Below are 17,386 nucleotides of genomic sequence, written 5' to 3'. Positions count from 1 at the left end.
TTCCCTTACTCGTCTTCGGTGACTGTGACGGTGACGTCGATGTTGCCGCGGGTGGCGTTGGAGTACGGGCACACCTGGTGGGCCTTGTCGGCCAGGGCCTGGGCGTCCTCGCGACTCAGGTTCGGCAGCGTCACCTCGAGGGTGACGGCGAGCTGGAAGCCGCCCGCGTCGTTGGGGCCGATGTCCACGCGTGCGCCGACGGCCGAATCGGTGACGTCGGCCTTGTCCTGACGGGCCACCATCTGCAGTGCGGAGTGGAAGCACGCGGCGTAGCCGGCGGCGAAGAGCTGCTCGGGGTTGGTGCCGTTGCCGCTGCCGCCCATGGCCTCGGGGATGGCGAGGTCGAGATCGAGCCGTCCGTCGGAAGTGCGGGCGTGTCCGTTTCGGCCTTCACCGGTGGCCAGTGCTTCGGCGGTGTAGATGGTCTTCATGATTCTCCTTCTGTCGTGCTCGAATCGGTGTGATGCAAAGCGCTCGTCAATGCGTCGAGCGACTCTTTGAGCTTGACGAGATCGTCGACATTCATGCCGGTCTTCTCGGCCAGCTTGCGTGGAATGTCGAGTGCCTTTGCGCGCATGGCACTTCCGGTCTCGGTGAGGTGGATCTCGACGCGGCGTTCGTCGGTGCTGAGGCGTCGGCGCTCGATGAAACCGAGACCTTCGAGCCGCTTGAGCATCGGCGACAGAGTGCCGGTGTCGAGATCGAGTTCGGCGCAGATGTCCTTGACGCCGCGCCCGTCCTGTTCCCACAGCACCAGCAGTACGAGGTACTGCGGGTACGTGACACCGAGCTCGTCGAGCATCGGGCGATACACCGCGGTGGTAGCCCGCGATGCGGAGTACAGCGCGAAGCACACCTGACGGTCGAGTGCGAGTTCGTTGGTCACTCCAAGAACAGTAGTGCACGGTTAAGTTGTGCGCAACCTATAGATCCGTCGTGCGCGTATTGCGTACTCCTGAGCGCGTAAAACGCGCACGACGAGGGATCAGCTCTGCAGGGCGTTCCTCAGGCCGTCGAGCACGATGGTTGCCGCCGTCGGACCGGCGTTGAGGTACCACGGGTCGTCGTCGACTCGGACGATGTGATTCTCGGTTGCCGCGCTCATTCCGGCCCACAGCGGGTTGGTGGTGTACGACGCGGCGCTCGAATCGGCTCCGGCGTCCTGGCTGGAGACGAACACCCAGTCCGCGTTCGCCAGTTGAATTTCTTCCTCGCTGAAGTCCTGTGAGGTCTTGTCGAACTGCTGGCTTTCCGGGCGGGCCAGGCCGGCGTCCCATGCGATGTACCCCGCGAACGACGGGATGCCGAACACGCGTGCCCGATCGGCGGTGAAGCGGACGAAGGAGACCGTGGGCGTGCCGCCATCGGCAACCGAATCACCCAGTGCCGCAGCGTCGGAGGTGTAGGTGTCGAGGAAGCTCTGCGCTTGCTCGGTGCGGCCCAGCGCGTCGCCGAGGAGGAGGAAGTCCTGCTTCCAGTTCACTCCGGTGCCCTCGGTGAGTACGGTCGGCGCGATGGTCGACAGCGTCGAATAGATGTCCTCGGAGCCTGCCTTGTTCGCCAGGATGAGGTCCGGTTCGATGGCGGCGATCGCCTCGATGTCGACTTCCTGCCGGTTGCCGACATCGACGAACTGCGCCATGCGATCCGCGTACTGCGGAAACGAGAAGCCGATGTAATCCGGTACCAGTGCGGCGCCGTCTCCGTAGGCGACTCCGGTGGGTACGACGCCCAGAGTGAGAGCCGCGTCGAGCTGACCGGTGGCGATCACGACGATCTTCGTCGGTTCGGCGGGGAGTTCGGTGGAGCCGCCGAAGTGGCCGACCGTGCGGGGGAACACTCCGTCCGCGGCCCCCGAACCCATGCCGTCGGGGATGCCGGTGGGGCCGGGTGCGTCCGTAGCAGCGTCGTCAGGGCCAGTGTCGTCGGAGGAGGTGGCCGACGCCGTACTGGTGGAGGGAGTGGCCGTCTGCTCGGCGGTACCGCCACAGGCAACGGTGGTCAGTGCGGTGACCGCGGCGATCGCGGTGGCCAGGAGTAGACGTTTCACTTCGTTCTCTTTCACAGATCGGGCGTAGGCAGGTAACCCTAGCCTAAACCTGGTTGGGTCGATGTCCGCGATTCATTCATCTGCTACGGTGCTTTTCATGCAGCGCACGTATTTCTGGTTTAGCAGGCCGGCCCCGGGTGGGTCAGCCAGCGACGCCATGCGCTGACCCTCCACCCCACGAGCCGGATACAGACCGGCTCGAAGTGCATGTGGAGCATGAAGAGTCGGCCTGGGAACAGGAACGCCCTCTCATGACACTTTCTCTCGACACCCCACCTCTCGACGATCAGCGGACCATCAGCATCAGCCCGCTGGTTGCCCCGTCGGTGCTGCGCCGCGAACATGCTGTGGACGACGCGATCTCGGCCACCGTCAGAACCGGGCGCGCCGGCGTGGTCGACGTGCTGGACGGCCGCGACGATCGGCTGATCGTCGTCGTCGGCCCGTGCTCGGTGCACGACACCGACGCGGCCCTCGACTACGCTCGACGCCTCGCGGCCAAGGCATCCGAACTGGGCGATCGCCTGCACATCGTCATGCGGGTCTACTTCGAGAAGCCGCGAACGACGCTGGGCTGGAAGGGTCTGATCAACGATCCGCACCTCGACGGCAGCTTCGACATCAATGCCGGTCTGCGCGTGGGACGTCAGCTGCTGCTCGACATTTCCTCGCTCGGTCTGCCGGTCGGGTGCGAGTTCCTCGACCCGATCACCCCGCAGTACATCGCGGACCTGGTCAGCTACGGCGCAATCGGTGCGCGGACGGCGGCCAGTCAGGTGCATCGCCAGCTGTGCAGTGCGTTGTCGATGCCGGTGGGGATCAAGAACTCCACGGAGGGCGACATCCAGGTCGCGGTCGACGGCACCCGCGCTGCTGCAGCGAGCCACGTCTTCCCCGGCACCGATCTCGACGGCCAGGCGGCGCTGATCCGCACCGTCGGAAACCCGGACTGCCACGTCATTCTGCGCGGCGGCGTCGACGGACCGAACTACGACGCCGAATCGGTCGCCGATACCGTTGCGCGACTGCGTAAGTCGGGCCTACCGGAGCGAGTGATCATCGACGCCAGCCACGGCAACAGCCGCAAGGACCACAACAAACAGGTCGACGTGGTCACCGACGTGGCAGCGCGGGTCGCGGCAGGCGAACACGGCATCGTCGGTCTGATGCTCGAGAGCTTCCTGGTCGCGGGGCGTCAGGATCTCGAACTCGGCCGCCGTGACGATCTGGTGTACGGGCAGTCGATCACCGACGCCTGCCTCGATTGGGACACCACGGCAACGCAATTGGACACGTTGGCCGCAGCGGTCGAGGGGCGCCGTAGCGCGATCACCGCTCGTTAACGGACGCCGCGCGGTCGGAACTGGACGCTGATGCGTGGGCCGATCGCGCGGGTGGACTTGGGAATCGCATGCTCCCAGGTCCGTTGACACGAGCCACCCATCACCACCAGGTCTCCGTGACCGAGCGTGAACTTCAGCGACGTTCCGCCGCCGCGCGGTCGGAGCATGAGTTGCCTTGTGGCACCGAGCGATACGATCGCGACCATGGTGTTCTCGGTTGCGCCTCGACCGATGTTGTCGCCGTGCCAGGCCACGCTGTCCGATCCGTCGCGGTAGTAGCACAGTCCGGCGGTGGCGAAGGATTCGCCGAGTTCGGTGCGGTAGTGATCGTCGAGGGCATCGCGTGCGCCGTACAGTGCTGCGTCGGGCCACCGCTCGCGCTCGGCGTAGAACCGAACCACGCGCGGCACATCGACCACGCGGTCGTACATCTGCCTGCGCTCGGCTCGCCAGTCGACGGCGTCCACCAACGAATCGAACAGGTGGGTATCGGTCAACCAGCCCGGGCGAACGTCGACCCACGCCCCGCGTGTGAGTTCGCGACGGGTGACGGACTCGAGCGACCCGACGCCACCGTCGGCGTCACCGAACAACGAGCCCTGCATGGCGAGCGACATGACCGTCACTGTATCGAACGTGTGTTCCCATTTCCAGTGAACGGCGGTACCGTGCCGTCATGGGATACACATTTCAGGTCGTCGTCGACAGTGCCAACGCCCATTCACTGGCGAAGTGGTGGGCGCAGACTCTGGGCTGGAAGGTAGAACCCAGCAACGAGGACTTCATTCGTGAGATGGTCGCCGCTGGACACGCCCGCGAAGAGGACACGATCACGTTCGAGGGCGTTCTCGTGTGGCAGGCGGGCGCGGGAATCGTCGATCCCGAGTCGCCCGGCAGCCCGCGGGTGTTGTTCCAGTCGATCGCCGAGCCGAAATCGGTGAAGAATCGGTTGCACCTCGACATCCGCGTCGGCGACGAGCGCGAGACGGTGGTCGCCCAACTCGAGGAACGGGGTGCGTCGGTACTGCATCGAGGACATCAGGGGCCCAGTATCTGGATCACCATGACCGATCCCGAGGGCAACGAGTTCTGCGTCAGTTGAGTCGGTAAGCGCCGGGGGTCTGGCCGGTCCACCGCTTGAAGGCCCGGCGGAAGGCGCTGGGCTCGGAGAACCCCAATCGGGTCGAGATGTCGTCGACGCTGTCGCCGCGGCTCAGCCCGGAGATCGCCGCATCGCGCAGTACTTCTTCGCGCAGTTGGTTGATGGAGGTGCCTTCCTGTCGAAGAGTGCGCCGCAGGTGCGGTGGGCTGATGTTCAGCATTGCGGCGATTTCCTCGGTTCCCGGTGCGCCACCTTTGAATCCGGTTTCCAGGGCGCGGCGAACCTGGCTCGACGCAGTGCTGTCGTAATCTCGGGACGAGAACAGTAGATTGGGCGACTCCGCGAGATACTCCGCCAGGGTCGCCTCGGTCTGCACGATCGGTGCCCGCATCACCGCGCTGTCGAATTCCAGTGTGGCGAGGTCGGTTCCGAACTCCACGTGGGTTCCGAAGATGGCGTCGTACATCTTTCCCGCTTCGGGTCCCGGCAGTGGGTAGGGCAGTTGCACCGACAGAAGTTTGACCCGGTTACCGATGAGCCAGGCCGCGAATCGGTGCAGCAGAATCAACAGGAAGTCGGTCAGCAGTCGCTCGGCGAGTTCGTTGCCTTCCGGGCTCAGGTGAGTGGTGGGAGTGACGTGCACGGTCAACACCGTGGATTCCTCGGTTCGCTCCATAGTCATGGGGCGCACCGGAATCAGCACCCGCATGGTCTCGGACATCCGAACCAGCGCAGCCCACAGGTTCTCGGTGTGTATGAGTGTCTGACACACCACGCGAAAGCTCCCGCGCCGCACCGGTACTGCGGCGAGACCGAACAATTCGTCGCCGGTCATCGCCCAGACCGCCTGGGTGAACGCGGTGACCTGCCGGGTGGTCAGCCGCTCCGCCGGGTTGTCGAGGATGGTGGAACCGATGCCGGCCATCGACAGCGGGTACGTCAAGTCCACCCCGCTCTTCGTCGCGAGGTCGACGGCCTGCCTGACGAAGTACGCCGGGATCGTCGGTTGCGCAGTCACAACTTCCGTAGCCTCTCGGCGGCGTCGGCGAGCACCTCGTCCTGCTTGCAGAAAGCGAAGCGCACCAACGACTTCCACGGAGCAGGCTCGTCGACGAACGCCGTCACCGGAACCGCCGCGACGCCGACCAGGTCCGGCAGGGCACCGCAGAACTCGTAGGCGTCACCCCGCCCGATCGGGGCGATGTCGGCACAGACGAAATACGTTCCGGCGCTGTACTTCACATCCGCTCCTGCGGCGTTGAGTGCGGCCGAGAGCGTGTCCCGCTTGCGTTGCAGGCCGTCGCGCATGGCCGCTATCCACGCCTGTTCGTGCTCGAGTGCGTAGGCCACAGCCGGTTGGAAGGGAGTGCCGCCGACGAAGCTCATGAACTGTTTGGCGGCGCGGACGGCATCGATCAGTTCGGCAGGCCCCAGCGCCCAGCCCGTCTTCCATCCGGTGGCGTTGAAGGTCTTCGCGGCACTCGACACGGTGACGGTTCGCTCGAACATCCCGGGCAGGGTCGCGATCGGCGTGTGTACGCGGCCGTCGAAGACGAGGTGCTCGTAGACCTCGTCGGTGAGGACCAGCAGATCGTGTGTCACCGCGATGTCGGCGATGCGGATCATGGTGTCGCGGTCGAAGACCGTGCCGGTGGGGTTGTGCGGAGAATTGACGATCAGCATGCGCGTGCGCGGCCCGATGGCGCGTTCGAGGGCGTCGGTGTCGACGGTCCACCCGTTACCGTCGGCTACCAGCGACACGGCGGTTCGGGTGGCACCGGCGAGAGCGATGGCGGCCGCGTAGGAGTCGTAGAACGGTTCGATCAGCAGGACGTCGTCGCCCGGCTCGATCAGACCGAGGAGGGACGCCGAGATCGCCTCGGTGGCACCGACGGTGACGAGTATCTGCGAATCGGGGTCGTAGCGCAGACCGAATCGGGCCGACCTGTCGTCGGCGATGGCAGCGCGCAGCACCGGCATGCCAGGGCCGGGGGAGTACTGGTTCAGGCCGCTCGCGATGGCCTCACGCGCGGCCTCGAGCATGGCGGGTGGGCCGTCGGTGTCGGGAAAGCCCTGCCCGAGGTTGACGGCCTTCTTCTGGACGGCGAGTGCGGTCATCTCGGCGAAGATCGTCGATGCGAACGGGCGCAACCGTGCCACTGTGCGCGAGGGGTACAACTCGGACATTCCTGCAGCGTAGTTCACAGACGGCAGCCGGTCGTTCGCCCTGCGTCTGTACTGTGCCTGTCATGCGATTCGGATTGTTCGTGCCACAGGGGTGGCGTCTCGATCTCGTCGGTATCGACCCTGCCCGGCAGTGGAGTGCGATGCGCGATCACGCGCTCGCCGCCGAGGCCGGTCCATGGGAATCGCTGTGGGTCTACGACCACTTCCACACCGTTCCCACCGCGACCGACGAGGCGACGCACGAGGCATGGTCGCTGATGTCCGCTCTGGCCGCAACCACCTCGCGGATCAGGCTCGGCCAGATGTGCACGGCGATGGCGTACCGCAACCCGGCGTACCTCGCCAAAGTTGCTGCCACCGTGGACATCGTTTCCGGCGGCCGCGTCGAGATGGGCATCGGCGGCGGCTGGCACGAGCACGAGTTCCGTGCCTATGGCTACGGGTTCCCCTCTGCCGGAGAACGATTGGGCAGGCTCGACGAGGGCGTGCAGATCTTCAAGCAGGCATGGACGGCCGGGGAGGTGTTCCTCGACGGCAAGTACTACGAGATCGACGGTGCCGTGGTGCGACCCCTACCGTTGCAGGAGGGCGGCATCCCGCTGTGGATCGCGGGCGGCGGCGAGAAGGTCACTCTGAAGATCGCCGCGAAGTACGCGAACTACACCAACTTCGACGGAACCCCCACCGGATTCGCCGGCAAATCTGCTCTGCTGCGCGAGCATTGTGCAACCGTGGGTACCGATTTCGATGCCATCGTCCGCTCGGCGAACTACAACGTCGCGATCGGCGCAACCGAGGCCGAGGTGGAAGACAGACTGCGCGCGCTCGAGAGTCGGCTGACCGAGTACGTGGGTGCCGAGAAGGCGCACAGTGCACTCGACGCGTACCGCGGCATGCCCGCAGTGGGTACTCCGGAGCAGATCGTCGAAAACTTGACGGCGCTGCAGGAGCAGGGGATGACGTACGGCATCTTCTACTTCCCCGAAGCGGCCTACGACCGCTCCGGCATCGAACTCTTCGAGCGGGAAGTCATACCCGCACTGGCCTAGGTCGTCGGTGCAGGCTCTAGCGCAGGTCGTCGGGAAGATCCGCAGGATCGATGAGCAACTGTTGGTTCTTGGCCGTGCGGACCTTCTCCGACAGGCCGATGTTGGCGTGCAGCAACGCCCACTCGCCCTCGGTGATCTCCCGGGCGGCGCGCGCGAGGACCGTCGGGTCGGTGGTTCCCCATGCGATGGGCATCGCCGAGGCCAACTGCCACGTTCGCCCGCCGGTGTTTCGGCCGCGGTCGGCGAGAACCGACACCGCAGGCACCTGTGCGCCCCGCTCGACGGCGTGGCCGGGAAGCGCCCGTACGACGCGGGTGATCAACACGTAGTGCGGATCGTCCACCTCCGGCTTCGCGATGTCGACCAGGGCCAGCAGTATCGCTCCACCCGGTAGCTTCTCGGCCACCACCGCCGGCACGAGATCGCCTGCGGCATATTGCGATTCGATGGAACCCATCTTTCTGGGTGCCCACAGCATCACCCAGAGCGAGGTGACCGCGCCGATCAGGAACACCGCGCCGAGGATGTACGACCACGGGGCCGCGATCCAGATGAACCAGGCACCCAGCGCGATGAGGAACACGGCGGTGAGCGCGGCAGAAGAACGCAGCCGACGAAGCTCGGTGAACGTCTCGTTGACCGACTTCGCGTGGGCTACGTCTACGGGGAACTCGAACTTGCGCACAGAGGTATTCCTAGCACGGCGCGGAGTCGACCCGAAGTCTCAGATCGCCGGACCGAGCAGATCGTCCGCGTCGGTGATGCGGTAGGCGTAGCCCTGTTCGGCGAGGAAGCGCTGACGGTGGGCTGCGTACTCGGCGTCGAGGGTGTCGCGGGAGACCACCGAGTAGAAGTGCGCCTGACCGCCGTCGTGCTTCGGCCGGAGCAATCGGCCGAGGCGCTGCGCCTCTTCCTGCCTCGAGCCGAACGTTCCCGAAACCTGCACTGCGACGGAGGCTTCCGGAAGGTCGATCGAGAAGTTCGCCACCTTGCTCACCACGAGCGTCTGGATCTCGCCTTTGCGGAACGCGTCGAACAGCACTTCACGTTCCTTGTTCTTGGTCGAGCCCTGAATGACCGGAGCGTTCAGCGCTTCACCGAGCTCGTTCAACTGGTCGAGGTACGCGCCGATGACCAACGTCGGAGCGTCCTGGTGTTTGGCGAGGATCGATTTCACGACGGCGATCTTGGTGTGCGCCGTCGAGCACAGCTTGTAGCGCTCTTCGGGCTCGGCGACCGCGTACGACATGCGCTCGGCATCGGTGAGGGTGACGCGAACCTCGATGCACTCGGCCGGCGCGATCCAGCCCTGTGCCTCGATGTCCTTCCACGGTGCGTCGTACCGCTTGGGTCCGATCAGCGAGAAGACGTCGCCCTCGCGACCGTCCTCGCGGACGAGGGTCGCGGTGAGGCCGAGGCGTCGACGCGACTGCAGATCGGCTGTCATGCGGAACACCGGCGCGGGGAGCAGATGCACCTCGTCGTAGATCACCAATCCCCAGTCGCGGGAATCGAAGAGTTCGAGGTGCTTGTACTCACCCTTGGTGCGACGCGTGATCACCTGGTACGTGGCGATTGTCACAGGGCGAATCTCTTTGCGCTCTCCCGAATACTCGCCGATCTCCTCCTCGGTGAGCGAGGTTCGTGCGATGAGTTCGCGCTTCCACTGCCGACCGGCGACGGTGTTGGTGACCAGAATCAGCGTGGTCGCCTTGGCTCTGGCCATCGCGGCTGCGCCGACCATCGTCTTGCCCGCGCCACAGGGCAGCACGACGACGCCCGAGCCGCCGGCCCAGAACGAATCGGCCGCCATCTCCTGGTAGTCGCGCAGTGTCCAGTTGCCGCCCTCGGTGTCGAGCTCGATGGGGTGGGCTTCGCCGTCGACGTAGCCGGCGAGGTCCTCGGCAGGCCAGCCGATCTTGAGCAACATCTGCTTCACGTGGCCGCGTTCGGACGGATGCACGATCACTGTGTCCTCGTCGACCATCGCGCCGAGCATGGGCGCAATCTTCTTGTGGCGCATCACCTCTGTGAGCACCGCGCGGTCCAGACTGATGAGTACCAGACCGTGCACCGGGCTCTTGACCAACTGCAACCGGCCGTAGCGCGCCATGGTGTCGACGATGTCGACCAGCAGCGGCTGCGGTACCGCGTAACGCGAGAAATTCACCAGCGCGTCGACCACCTGCTCGGCGTCGTGGCCTGCGGCACGTGCGTTCCACAGCGCCAGCGGGGTGATGCGATAGGTGTGCACGTGCTCGGGGGCACGTTCGAGCTCCGCGAACGGTGCGATGGCCGCCCGCGCTGCGCCCGCGAGTTCGTGATCGACCTCGAGCAACAGCGTTTTGTCGGACTGGACGATCAGCGGGCCGTCGGTCACGGTTCCTCCTAGAGACATCTGCTGCGCCCGAAAGAGCGCAACTTCTCCATTGTCCACAGGTAGGGGCGTGCGTGCACGTGAGCCCGGTCTACTCGACCAATGCGACCGAGGTGATCCGATGCAGGGTGAAGCGCCTCACCCCACCGGTTGCGGGGTCGAACGCGTCGAGTTGGCCGCCGCCGATACTGATCGGATCGACGATGCGATGGGTTGCCACGCCCTGGGCGTCGACGTAGCCGATGCTCACGCTCCGTTTGACCTTCGCCGCGGTCTGCAGCAGCGTCATCGTCGCGGTGCTGCTGGCCCTTGATCCGTCGGCGCGCACCACTGCGCCGCCGTTGCCTGCTGCTCTGTCGGCAGCGCGCATTCCGCGCACCAACGAACCCAACTGCTCCTCGGTGGGGACGGCCGGGGTGCGGAACGCCTGGCGTGGCCGCCTCGCCGATACCCTCGATCCGCGGGCACGCAGATCGACGATGGTGCCGGACGAGTCCTCGCCCGCAGGCGCGAACCCCGCTCCGGCCAGGACCGTGAGCACCTCGGCGAGCGGGGCCTGCGAGATCGCGACGGTCGGAGCCAGTGCTCTCAGAGCCAGCGATTCGGCTGCCGGGGACGCCATCACCTCGGCCAGCAAGGCCGGGTCCTCGCACCGAACGAACGACGCGGCGACGCCTGCTCGTAGGCGGCCGTGCCGACGAGCCACGTCGTCGATAAGGTAGGTCAGGGCCTGCGGCACCGGGGTTCGCGAGTGAGTGGCGAACAACGAGTGCAGCTCGGAGGCGGTCAGTCCCACATCGAGAGCGCGGCGCAGGCTGGTGTCGCTGATCCGGTACATCGTGGCTGCGCCCGCGGACTCCACATCGGCGACCAGTTCGATTCGATCCTGCAGGTCCGGTTCGAGCGGGCCCGGTGCCACCAGCGTGAGGTCGGCCTGCACCAGGACGTAGTCGATGGGCTCGGGCAGGGCCGCACGCATGTCTGCCTCGGCATTGCCGTCGTGCAGCAGGGAGCGGCCCGGGGTCGAGATCGCCCCACGGGCGACGATGCCGAGAGCCGTTGCTTCGGCGAGAACATGTCCGACGGGCGTGACGCCGAAGCGCCCGGACCATCGGGGTCGACGCCACGCCAGGGTGCGGGCCAGGTCGGCGGGCTGCGCTGCGTGTCCGCTGCCGAGTTCGGCGAGCAATTCCAGGATCATCCGTCGATCCCGCGGTGCGGCCGGAGAGCGAACTTCCTCGGACAGGGCGGCGATGGGTTTGTCGTTGGGGTCACGCATCCCGATGACCCACGGTGCTCGCGGCACTTCGAGCCAGGCGGCGGCGAGGGTGTGCCAGCGGGCCGCCGGGGCTGCGGTGAGCCATGCGTCGACTGCAGGGGTCGGTGCCCAGTAGTCGTCGCCGTTGTCGGACGCAGGCACCGGGTCCGGTGTTCCGCTCGAGATGAGGTGGGCGGCGGCCAGCAACTCGACCAGGATGCTCACTCGATCGTCGTCGAGGCCGGTGGCCTTGGTGATCTTGCGGAGCTCGCGCACGCCCAGGCCACCGGCCTTGAGGGCGGGTGCAGGCGAGACCGACAACGCCTCGATCACGGCGACGCAGTGTCGGCCCAGCTCGAGTGCCTCTCCTGCGGCAGCGGCGTCCACATCGGCGAGCGAGTACGTGCCGGTGGCGAGCTTGGGTTCGGCGAGCGAGCGCGGGTCCGACATCGGTTCGCCGCGCAGGATCTGCCCCACCTGGACGGGAAGCTCGACGGTTTGCTCGTCCAACCAGATCAGCAGCCCTGCGGCGAGCAGCTTCTGGACGGGTCGATCCGGCGGCGTGCCCGGTGCGGCGTCTCGGGTGCGGCCGGTCGGGGACGATCTGGCGAGGGTGTCGAGAAGGCTGCGTTCGCCGTCGCCGAGTTCGGCCAGGGCGGCGGTGATGTGTGATTCGGTGAGGTTGTCCACCGAGTCGAGTGCGCGGCCGATGCGCCACGGCACCGCGTCCGCTGCTGTGGCGCTGATCCGGAAGCCGGCTGCGTCGCCCCACACCAGCAAGCGTTCGCGCAGCTGGGCCAGTGCCTTGTCCACACTCTTGGCCGGTGCGCGTCTGGCGATCACTGCCAGTAGCGCGGCGCGGGTGACGGGTCGCTCGTACGCCTCTTCGATGGCGAGGATCTCGAGCACCGTCAGAGCGAGGGTGTCGAGGGTGTCCGCGGTGTGCAGGATCGACCGGCGCTGCTCGGCCCGTCCGGCCAGCACGGCCAGGGATGCGGGCGGCGGCGCGGTCAGATCCGGACGCAGCGACATGGCCTTGATCAGCTCGGCGTCGCTGCGAGCTGCGATCCACTGAGGCAGATCAGGGGGCGTGTCGGTGTGTCGGTGCGCAGTCGTGTCGGTCATCGTCTATCAGATTAGAGACCTGGGCTGGTGCTTGCCGCAGGGCAGGTGTCAAAATGGGCGCATGGTGAACAAGTCGAAGAAGCCCTATGTCGATCCAGGCTGGCCGGAAACCGCTCGCGGTGACCACGCGGTGACCGAACTCTCGTCCGCTCGATCGGGTGGCTTGTCACCCTTCGGTGAGGACACCGAGTTCCCGCTGCCCGTCGAAGACCTGCCCTACGCCCATCCGGTGACCGTGGTCAATCGCTAGCTGCGGCCCTCGACCACGAAAAAGCCCCCGACGTTCGTCGGGGGCTTTTTTCGTACGAGCTGAACCGTCGCGGGCGCTTACTGGGGCAGGAATGCCTTGTTGGCCTGGTAGAAGTTCACGATCTGCGGATCGAGCTGGATGCCCTGGGCCGCGTTCTGCACGAACGAGGCGATCTGCGGATCGTTGGTGATGTTCTGGACGGCGGTGACGATGCCCTCGACGACCTCGGCCGAGTTGTCGACTGCCGGGATGGACGCCAGGTCGGGCAGTGCGGGAACTTCCGGTGCCTTGGGGGTGACCGGAACGCTGCGCTCGGTGGGCGCGCTGTTCAGTCCGAGGCTCGAGGAGCAGGACGGCCATGCGCCCCAGCCCTGCGAGTCGAGGACCTTCTCTGCGACTGCGATCTGCTCTTCGCGGCTGGCCTGGTTGGCCGTGGCCGCGTACTGCTGGCCGCCGTGCGCGTTCCAGGTGCTGGGGGAGAACTGCAACCCGCCCTGGTAGCCGTTGCCGGTGTTGATGCCCCAGTTGCCGCCGGCTTCACACTGTGCCAGACGGTCCCAGTCGGAATCCGGTGCCGCGTTGGCGGTACCGGTGAAGGCGATGCTTGCGGTGCCCATGATGGCTCCGGTGACTGCGACCTTTGCGACGGTCTTGCCAGTGGTGCTCGGCTTACGATGACGTCCGCTCATACGAGTTGAAATCCTCTCCACACGCGCCTGCGAGGTCAGCTGTCGGGTTCGGGCTGAGAGGTAGCCCGGCCTTTTCGCTCACTCCTGCGAGTGGGCAATTGGGCTTCACCCCAAGGGAAGTCGGTGCGGCTTCGTGAGTCGCTACAACTTCCCGGTTGTCCGTGGAGGACGTGGGTCCCCCGTCCTCGTCCCCTGGGTGATCGTCGAGGGTGTTCCGGTTCCCGCGGGACGAGGTTTGGCGCTGCGGGCCGGAATTCGGCCGAACTTTCCGGCCGCTGCTGACCGTACTGAAATTCCCGCCTTACGTCACTATTTGGTAACTGTCGATTTCGGGGCGTCGCCGAGAGCACATTTTGTACCTCTTTCGGGTCTCTCGAGTCGGCCCAGCTAGTGGACGTGCCGGGCATTGAACCCCTGTCCGTTGCCTGTCCGTTACCGGAGTGTGATGTGATGGAAGTCACATCAGCTGAAACTGGTTCGGGAGGTCACCGAACGGCAACGATGTCCTTGCCGAGGGGCATCAGGGATACGGGAATCATCTTCAGGTTCGCGATCGCCAACGGAATGCCGATGATGGTGATCGCCATCGCGACGGCAGTGACCACGTGAGTCAGGGCCAGCCACCAACCGGCCAGAATAAGCCAGAGCACGTTCCCGACGAGCGCGCCGGATCCGGACCCCGGCTTGTCGACGATCGTCGACCCGAACGGCCACAGCGCGTAGACGCCGATGCGGAACGACGCGATGCCGAACGGGATGGTCACGATCAGGATGCACAGCAGCAGTCCGGCGAGGAAGTAGCCCAGCGCCAGCCACAGGCCGCCGAAGACCAGCCAGATGACGTTCAGTATCAATCGCATGGTCAGCGCGCCCGTCTTCCGGATGCCAACGCGTACACCAGGGCCAACACGAAACCGGTCGGCGCGGAGAACATGGCCGTCAGGTACAGCCCGAGTGGGGGCTTGGCGTCGGAGAAGATCGGAAACATCAGGATCGCGACGATGGCGACGAGGCCGATCGCGAACAGGGCCAGCGCGATGCGCAGCAGAGCGGTGCTGCTCTTACGGGTCGTTGTGTCCACGTAGACCACGGTAGTGCGAAGCGGGGCACTGTGAAGAGCGCGGTGCGGGGAACAACTCGAATGCTCTATCCGGGCCCACCGCGCTAGACTGACGTATTCGCGTCCTACGTTCTCGTGGGGCGCGAAACTCGTGCGGGCCGAACATCGGTCACACGAACAACGCAACTGACGACAGCAACAGATGAACGGGTGAGCTCAGTGCCGACCGGCAAGGTGAAGTGGTACGACGTCGACAAGGGATTCGGATTCCTCTCGCAGGAGGAAGGCGAGGACGTCTACGTGCGTTCCTCGGCGCTGCCCGAGGGCGTCGAGGGCCTCAAAGCCGGTCAGCGAGTCGAGTTCGGAATGGCTGCGGGCCGTCGCGGACCTCAGGCACTGAGCCTGAAGGTGCTCGAGCCGGCACCGTCGGTGCGTCAGAACACCGGCAGCACCCGCCGCGAACCCGTCGAGCGCAAGCACACACCCGACGAGCTGCACGGGATGGTCGAGGACATGATCACGCTGCTCGAAGCGACCGTGCAGCCCGAGCTCCGCAAGGGCAAGTACCCGGACCGCAAGATCGCGCAGCGCATCTCCGAGGTGGTCCGGGCCGTCGCCCGCGAGCTCGACAGCTGATCGCTCGGCCGACCTACGGGCGCGTGCCGATCGACCAGATGGCGTGGCTGACGAAGCCCTCCTGATTGGTATCGGTGTCGATGATGCCGGTGGGCAGACGAACTTCGATCCCCAGCAGGGTCCGGTCGCTGTCGTCCGTGGTGGGCACCGTGACGCTGAGCCTGGTTCCGGGTTCGTTGAACTCGCTGTTCTCGACGACGTTCCCGCCGTCGTCGCCGTAGATCAGGGCGAGTACCCACGGCGCCGAGTAGACGGCCTCGGGGAGTGAGAGCTGCACCGTCGGGGCCTTGCCGACCCGAATCTCGGTGGTCTCTCCCACGTTGGTGCACAACGGGTCGTTGACGGCGCAGTACAGGTACGGCTCGACGTCGACGGCCCGGCCGTTGGAGTACGCGGCGACGGTCGGCTCCTTCTCCGGTGCGTTTCCGATCAGCAGGGCGAGCACCGCTACGAACGCAACGGCGACGACGAGCAGACCCGCGGCGGTCAGGGCGGCGATCTTCTTGGTGCGGGGAGCGAGATTCACTTGGTCACGTTTTCGCCGAAGGAACCGTCGGACACTTCTTGTTCGACGTGGTCGGGGCGGTTGCCGCCGAATCCGGGTAGGAGCGATCTGCCGCGGTAGGTGAGGAATGTCTGCACGAGCCCGATCGTAAGCAACACCGAGACCACGGTGAAACCGAGCCAGTACTCGGTGGGGAGCAGGACGCCGAGCGTGCCGCCGAGGACCCAGCACAGCTGCATGACGGTTTCCGATCGGCCGAATCCCGACGCGATCGACTCCGGCGGCAAATCGGCCTGTAGGGACGCGTCGAGGGAGACCTTGGCGAGTGCGCTGGCGCTCGACGCGACGAGCGCGGCCGCCGCTGCGGTGAGCAGGCTGTCGGTGACCGCGGCGACGACGGCCACCACCGTGACTGCGAGGGTGCAGCGAAGAACGACGAGGGACGGCCGGCCGAGCTTGATCCTGGCACCGAGCGCGTTGCCCGAGAAGTTGCCGAGACCGGCGGCGGCTCCGACGAGTCCGAGCATCGCGGCCTGCTGAAGCGGCTCGTGTTCGGTACGGGATTTGGCGACGAACGCGATGTAGAGCGTCAGGAAGCCGGTGAGAATGCGGATGGTGCCATTGCCCCACAGGCCGACGATGACCGCTCGACCCAGGGGCTGTCTGCGGTTCTTGGTGCTGCTCGACGTCGGCGGCGACGTGGCCGTGCGGCGGAGGTTCTCGGTCGGGGCACCGCTTCCGGCGTAATCGCGTCCACCGTGCTGATCGGCGTGGTAGCTCAGCGTCGCAGGCACTTCACCCTCGGTGATTTCCACCCAGGACGGAATCCGCATGCTCAGATAGGCACCGAGCACGGTGATCGCGGCGACGAACCACAGGGCTCCCGGCGAGCCCGCGACAAACGCGATGCCGCCGGCGAGCGCACCGGCCGCGATGGTGCCGCCGAGCAGACCGAACACCGTCAGACGTGAATTGACGCGCACGAGGTCGATCTCCGGCGGCAGTACTCGCGGGGTCACCGCGCTCTTGAGTACCGCAAAGGACTTGCTGAGGACGAGCATGCCGAGCGCGGCCGGATACAACACCCAGCTGTCGAAGTTGAACACCAGCACCACCGCCAGCACGGTGCGCAACCCGAATGAGGTGGCGAGCGCGATGCGTCGGCCTTGCTGCAACCGGTCGAGCAGCGGTCCGATGAGCGGCGCGATCAACGCGAACGGCGCGATGGTGATGACGAGATACAGCGCGACCTTGGTCTTGTCCTCACCGGTGGCGGCCGAGAAGAAGAGCGTGTTGGCCAATGCGATCGCCAGCGCGGCATCCGAGGCGAAGTTGGCCATGGTCGCGTAGGTGAGTGCCGTCAGACCGGACTTGTCGGCACCGTCGGCCTTCGCGGCTCGCTGGAACGATGCGATGCCCTTGCCGGTCAGTTCGCGTCCGCGCATGGCGGCGACGCGGGTGACGGTCAGCTTCTTGGGCATCGGCGGCGGCTTGCGTTGGCCGGACTTGCCGCGCGCCGCAGTGATCTGCTCGCTCCGCGGCGGGTGCAACGGCGGCAAGGGCTGACGCCGGCTCGGAACGTGCGTGGACGCAGGAGGAACAGCGGTCGGGTAATTCGCCAGACCGGGGTGCTCGAGCGGGTCAGGAGCGGAGCCTGCGGAGTGACCGGTTGGGTCAGGAGCGGAGCCTGCGGAGTGATCCTGTTCTGAATCGTCCGCACCCGGTGGGGTGTGGGGGAGACGTGGATCGGTCACG

At 66.1% G+C, this 17,386-nt stretch carries 19 protein-coding genes and 1 riboswitch; of the genes, 5 read left to right on the top strand and 14 right to left on the bottom strand.

Features of this window, described 5'->3' with window-relative positions; genetic code table 11:
* Window positions 1-5 precede the first annotated feature (5 nt).
* The 3 genes from AYK61_RS10640 to AYK61_RS10630 all read right to left on the bottom strand — a co-directional run bounded on the left by AYK61_RS10640 (window position 6) and on the right by AYK61_RS10630 (window position 2,050).
* A complete protein-coding gene (locus AYK61_RS10640; RefSeq protein ID WP_037187450.1) occupies window positions 6-431 on the bottom strand; it encodes an organic hydroperoxide resistance protein in 426 nt (141 codons plus the stop codon).
* On the bottom strand, window positions 428-886 hold the full coding sequence (locus tag AYK61_RS10635; protein WP_121870766.1) for a MarR family winged helix-turn-helix transcriptional regulator: 459 nt from the start codon (window positions 884-886) through the stop codon (window positions 428-430). The genes AYK61_RS10640 and AYK61_RS10635 overlap by 4 nt, the downstream gene beginning before the upstream one ends.
* Window positions 887-985: 99 nt before the next feature.
* Complete coding sequence (locus AYK61_RS10630; protein ID WP_121872654.1) at window positions 986-2,050, bottom strand: iron-siderophore ABC transporter substrate-binding protein; 1,065 nt, start codon at window positions 2,048-2,050, stop codon at window positions 986-988.
* A gap of 251 nt (window positions 2,051-2,301) precedes the next feature.
* On the opposite strand from AYK61_RS10630, the gene AYK61_RS10625 reads away from it, so the two are divergent.
* Window positions 2,302-3,393: a 3-deoxy-7-phosphoheptulonate synthase gene (locus AYK61_RS10625; protein ID WP_121872653.1), complete on the top strand. Its 1,092-nt coding sequence runs from the start codon at window positions 2,302-2,304 to the stop codon at window positions 3,391-3,393.
* Here AYK61_RS10625 and AYK61_RS10620 read toward each other — a convergent pair.
* A complete protein-coding gene (locus tag AYK61_RS10620) occupies window positions 3,390-4,010 on the bottom strand; it encodes an alpha-ketoglutarate-dependent dioxygenase AlkB (protein WP_121870765.1) in 621 nt (206 codons plus the stop codon). The two genes, AYK61_RS10625 and AYK61_RS10620, sit on opposite strands and share 4 nt — an antisense overlap.
* Window positions 4,011-4,069: 59 nt before the next feature.
* On the opposite strand from AYK61_RS10620, the gene AYK61_RS10615 reads away from it, so the two are divergent.
* A complete protein-coding gene (locus AYK61_RS10615; RefSeq protein WP_121870764.1) occupies window positions 4,070-4,495 on the top strand; it encodes a VOC family protein in 426 nt (141 codons plus the stop codon).
* On the opposite strand, the gene AYK61_RS10610 is transcribed toward AYK61_RS10615, so the two are convergent.
* Both AYK61_RS10610 and AYK61_RS10605 read right to left on the bottom strand, forming a co-directional pair.
* Window positions 4,488-5,513 (bottom strand): AraC family transcriptional regulator, encoded by a 1,026-nt coding sequence (locus tag AYK61_RS10610; protein WP_121870763.1) that lies wholly within the window; start codon window positions 5,511-5,513, stop codon window positions 4,488-4,490. The genes AYK61_RS10615 and AYK61_RS10610 overlap by 8 nt on opposite strands.
* The gene (locus AYK61_RS10605) at window positions 5,510-6,682 is read right to left on the bottom strand and encodes a pyridoxal phosphate-dependent aminotransferase (RefSeq protein ID WP_121872652.1); all 1,173 of its coding nucleotides are present in this window, start codon (window positions 6,680-6,682) and stop codon (window positions 5,510-5,512) included. The genes AYK61_RS10610 and AYK61_RS10605 overlap by 4 nt, the downstream gene beginning before the upstream one ends.
* Window positions 6,683-6,744: 62 nt before the next feature.
* Between AYK61_RS10605 and AYK61_RS10600 the strand changes: the two genes are divergently transcribed.
* A complete protein-coding gene (locus AYK61_RS10600) occupies window positions 6,745-7,731 on the top strand; it encodes an LLM class F420-dependent oxidoreductase (protein ID WP_121870762.1) in 987 nt (328 codons plus the stop codon).
* A gap of 16 nt (window positions 7,732-7,747) precedes the next feature.
* On the opposite strand, the gene AYK61_RS10595 is transcribed toward AYK61_RS10600, so the two are convergent.
* From AYK61_RS10595 to AYK61_RS10585, 3 genes are all read right to left on the bottom strand, one after another.
* Entirely contained in the window at window positions 7,748-8,416 is a 669-nt protein-coding gene (locus AYK61_RS10595) for a DUF3239 domain-containing protein (protein WP_121870761.1), read from the bottom strand.
* A 39-nt stretch (window positions 8,417-8,455) separates the two neighbouring features.
* Window positions 8,456-10,111, bottom strand: a complete 1,656-nt coding sequence (locus tag AYK61_RS10590; RefSeq protein ID WP_094639782.1) for a DNA repair helicase XPB — start codon at window positions 10,109-10,111, stop codon at window positions 8,456-8,458.
* A gap of 88 nt (window positions 10,112-10,199) precedes the next feature.
* Entirely contained in the window at window positions 10,200-12,491 is a 2,292-nt protein-coding gene (locus AYK61_RS10585) for a helicase-associated domain-containing protein (RefSeq protein ID WP_121870760.1), read from the bottom strand.
* 61 nt (window positions 12,492-12,552) lie between these two features.
* Between AYK61_RS10585 and AYK61_RS10580 the strand changes: the two genes are divergently transcribed.
* A complete protein-coding gene (locus tag AYK61_RS10580) occupies window positions 12,553-12,741 on the top strand; it encodes a hypothetical protein (RefSeq protein WP_008719333.1) in 189 nt (62 codons plus the stop codon).
* A 77-nt stretch (window positions 12,742-12,818) separates the two neighbouring features.
* On the opposite strand, the gene AYK61_RS10575 is transcribed toward AYK61_RS10580, so the two are convergent.
* The 3 genes from AYK61_RS10575 to AYK61_RS10565 all read right to left on the bottom strand — a co-directional run bounded on the left by AYK61_RS10575 (window position 12,819) and on the right by AYK61_RS10565 (window position 14,511).
* Complete coding sequence (locus tag AYK61_RS10575; RefSeq protein WP_121870759.1) at window positions 12,819-13,430, bottom strand: resuscitation-promoting factor Rpf1 domain-containing protein; 612 nt, start codon at window positions 13,428-13,430, stop codon at window positions 12,819-12,821.
* 8 nt (window positions 13,431-13,438) lie between these two features.
* Window positions 13,439-13,646: riboswitch (cyclic di-AMP (ydaO/yuaA leader) on the bottom strand.
* Window positions 13,647-13,915: 269 nt separating this feature from the next.
* Window positions 13,916-14,290, bottom strand: coding sequence for a YccF domain-containing protein (locus AYK61_RS10570; protein WP_037187421.1), 375 nt, complete (start codon window positions 14,288-14,290; stop codon window positions 13,916-13,918).
* Window positions 14,291-14,292: 2 nt separating this feature from the next.
* Entirely contained in the window at window positions 14,293-14,511 is a 219-nt protein-coding gene (locus AYK61_RS10565) for a hypothetical protein (RefSeq protein ID WP_037188795.1), read from the bottom strand.
* Between the two features lie 198 nt (window positions 14,512-14,709).
* Here AYK61_RS10565 and AYK61_RS10560 point away from each other — a divergent pair, with 198 nt between their 5' ends.
* Complete coding sequence (locus AYK61_RS10560) at window positions 14,710-15,126, top strand: cold-shock protein (protein ID WP_008719325.1); 417 nt, start codon at window positions 14,710-14,712, stop codon at window positions 15,124-15,126.
* A gap of 13 nt (window positions 15,127-15,139) precedes the next feature.
* Here the strand turns inward: AYK61_RS10560 and AYK61_RS10555 are convergent, their stop codons facing one another.
* Window positions 15,140-15,652, bottom strand: coding sequence for a DUF2771 domain-containing protein (locus tag AYK61_RS10555; protein ID WP_121870758.1), 513 nt, complete (start codon window positions 15,650-15,652; stop codon window positions 15,140-15,142).
* Complete coding sequence (locus AYK61_RS10550) at window positions 15,649-17,385, bottom strand: MFS transporter (protein ID WP_183130232.1); 1,737 nt, start codon at window positions 17,383-17,385, stop codon at window positions 15,649-15,651. Before AYK61_RS10550 ends, AYK61_RS10555 begins: the two co-directional genes overlap by 4 nt.
* Between the last annotated feature and the right edge of the window lies 1 nt (window position 17,386).

The organism is Rhodococcus sp. SBT000017 (assembly GCF_003688915.1).
In the GTDB taxonomy this organism is placed as follows: Bacteria; Actinomycetota; Actinomycetes; order Mycobacteriales; family Mycobacteriaceae; genus Rhodococcoides.
This window is presented reverse-complemented; position numbering and strand designations above follow the sequence as displayed.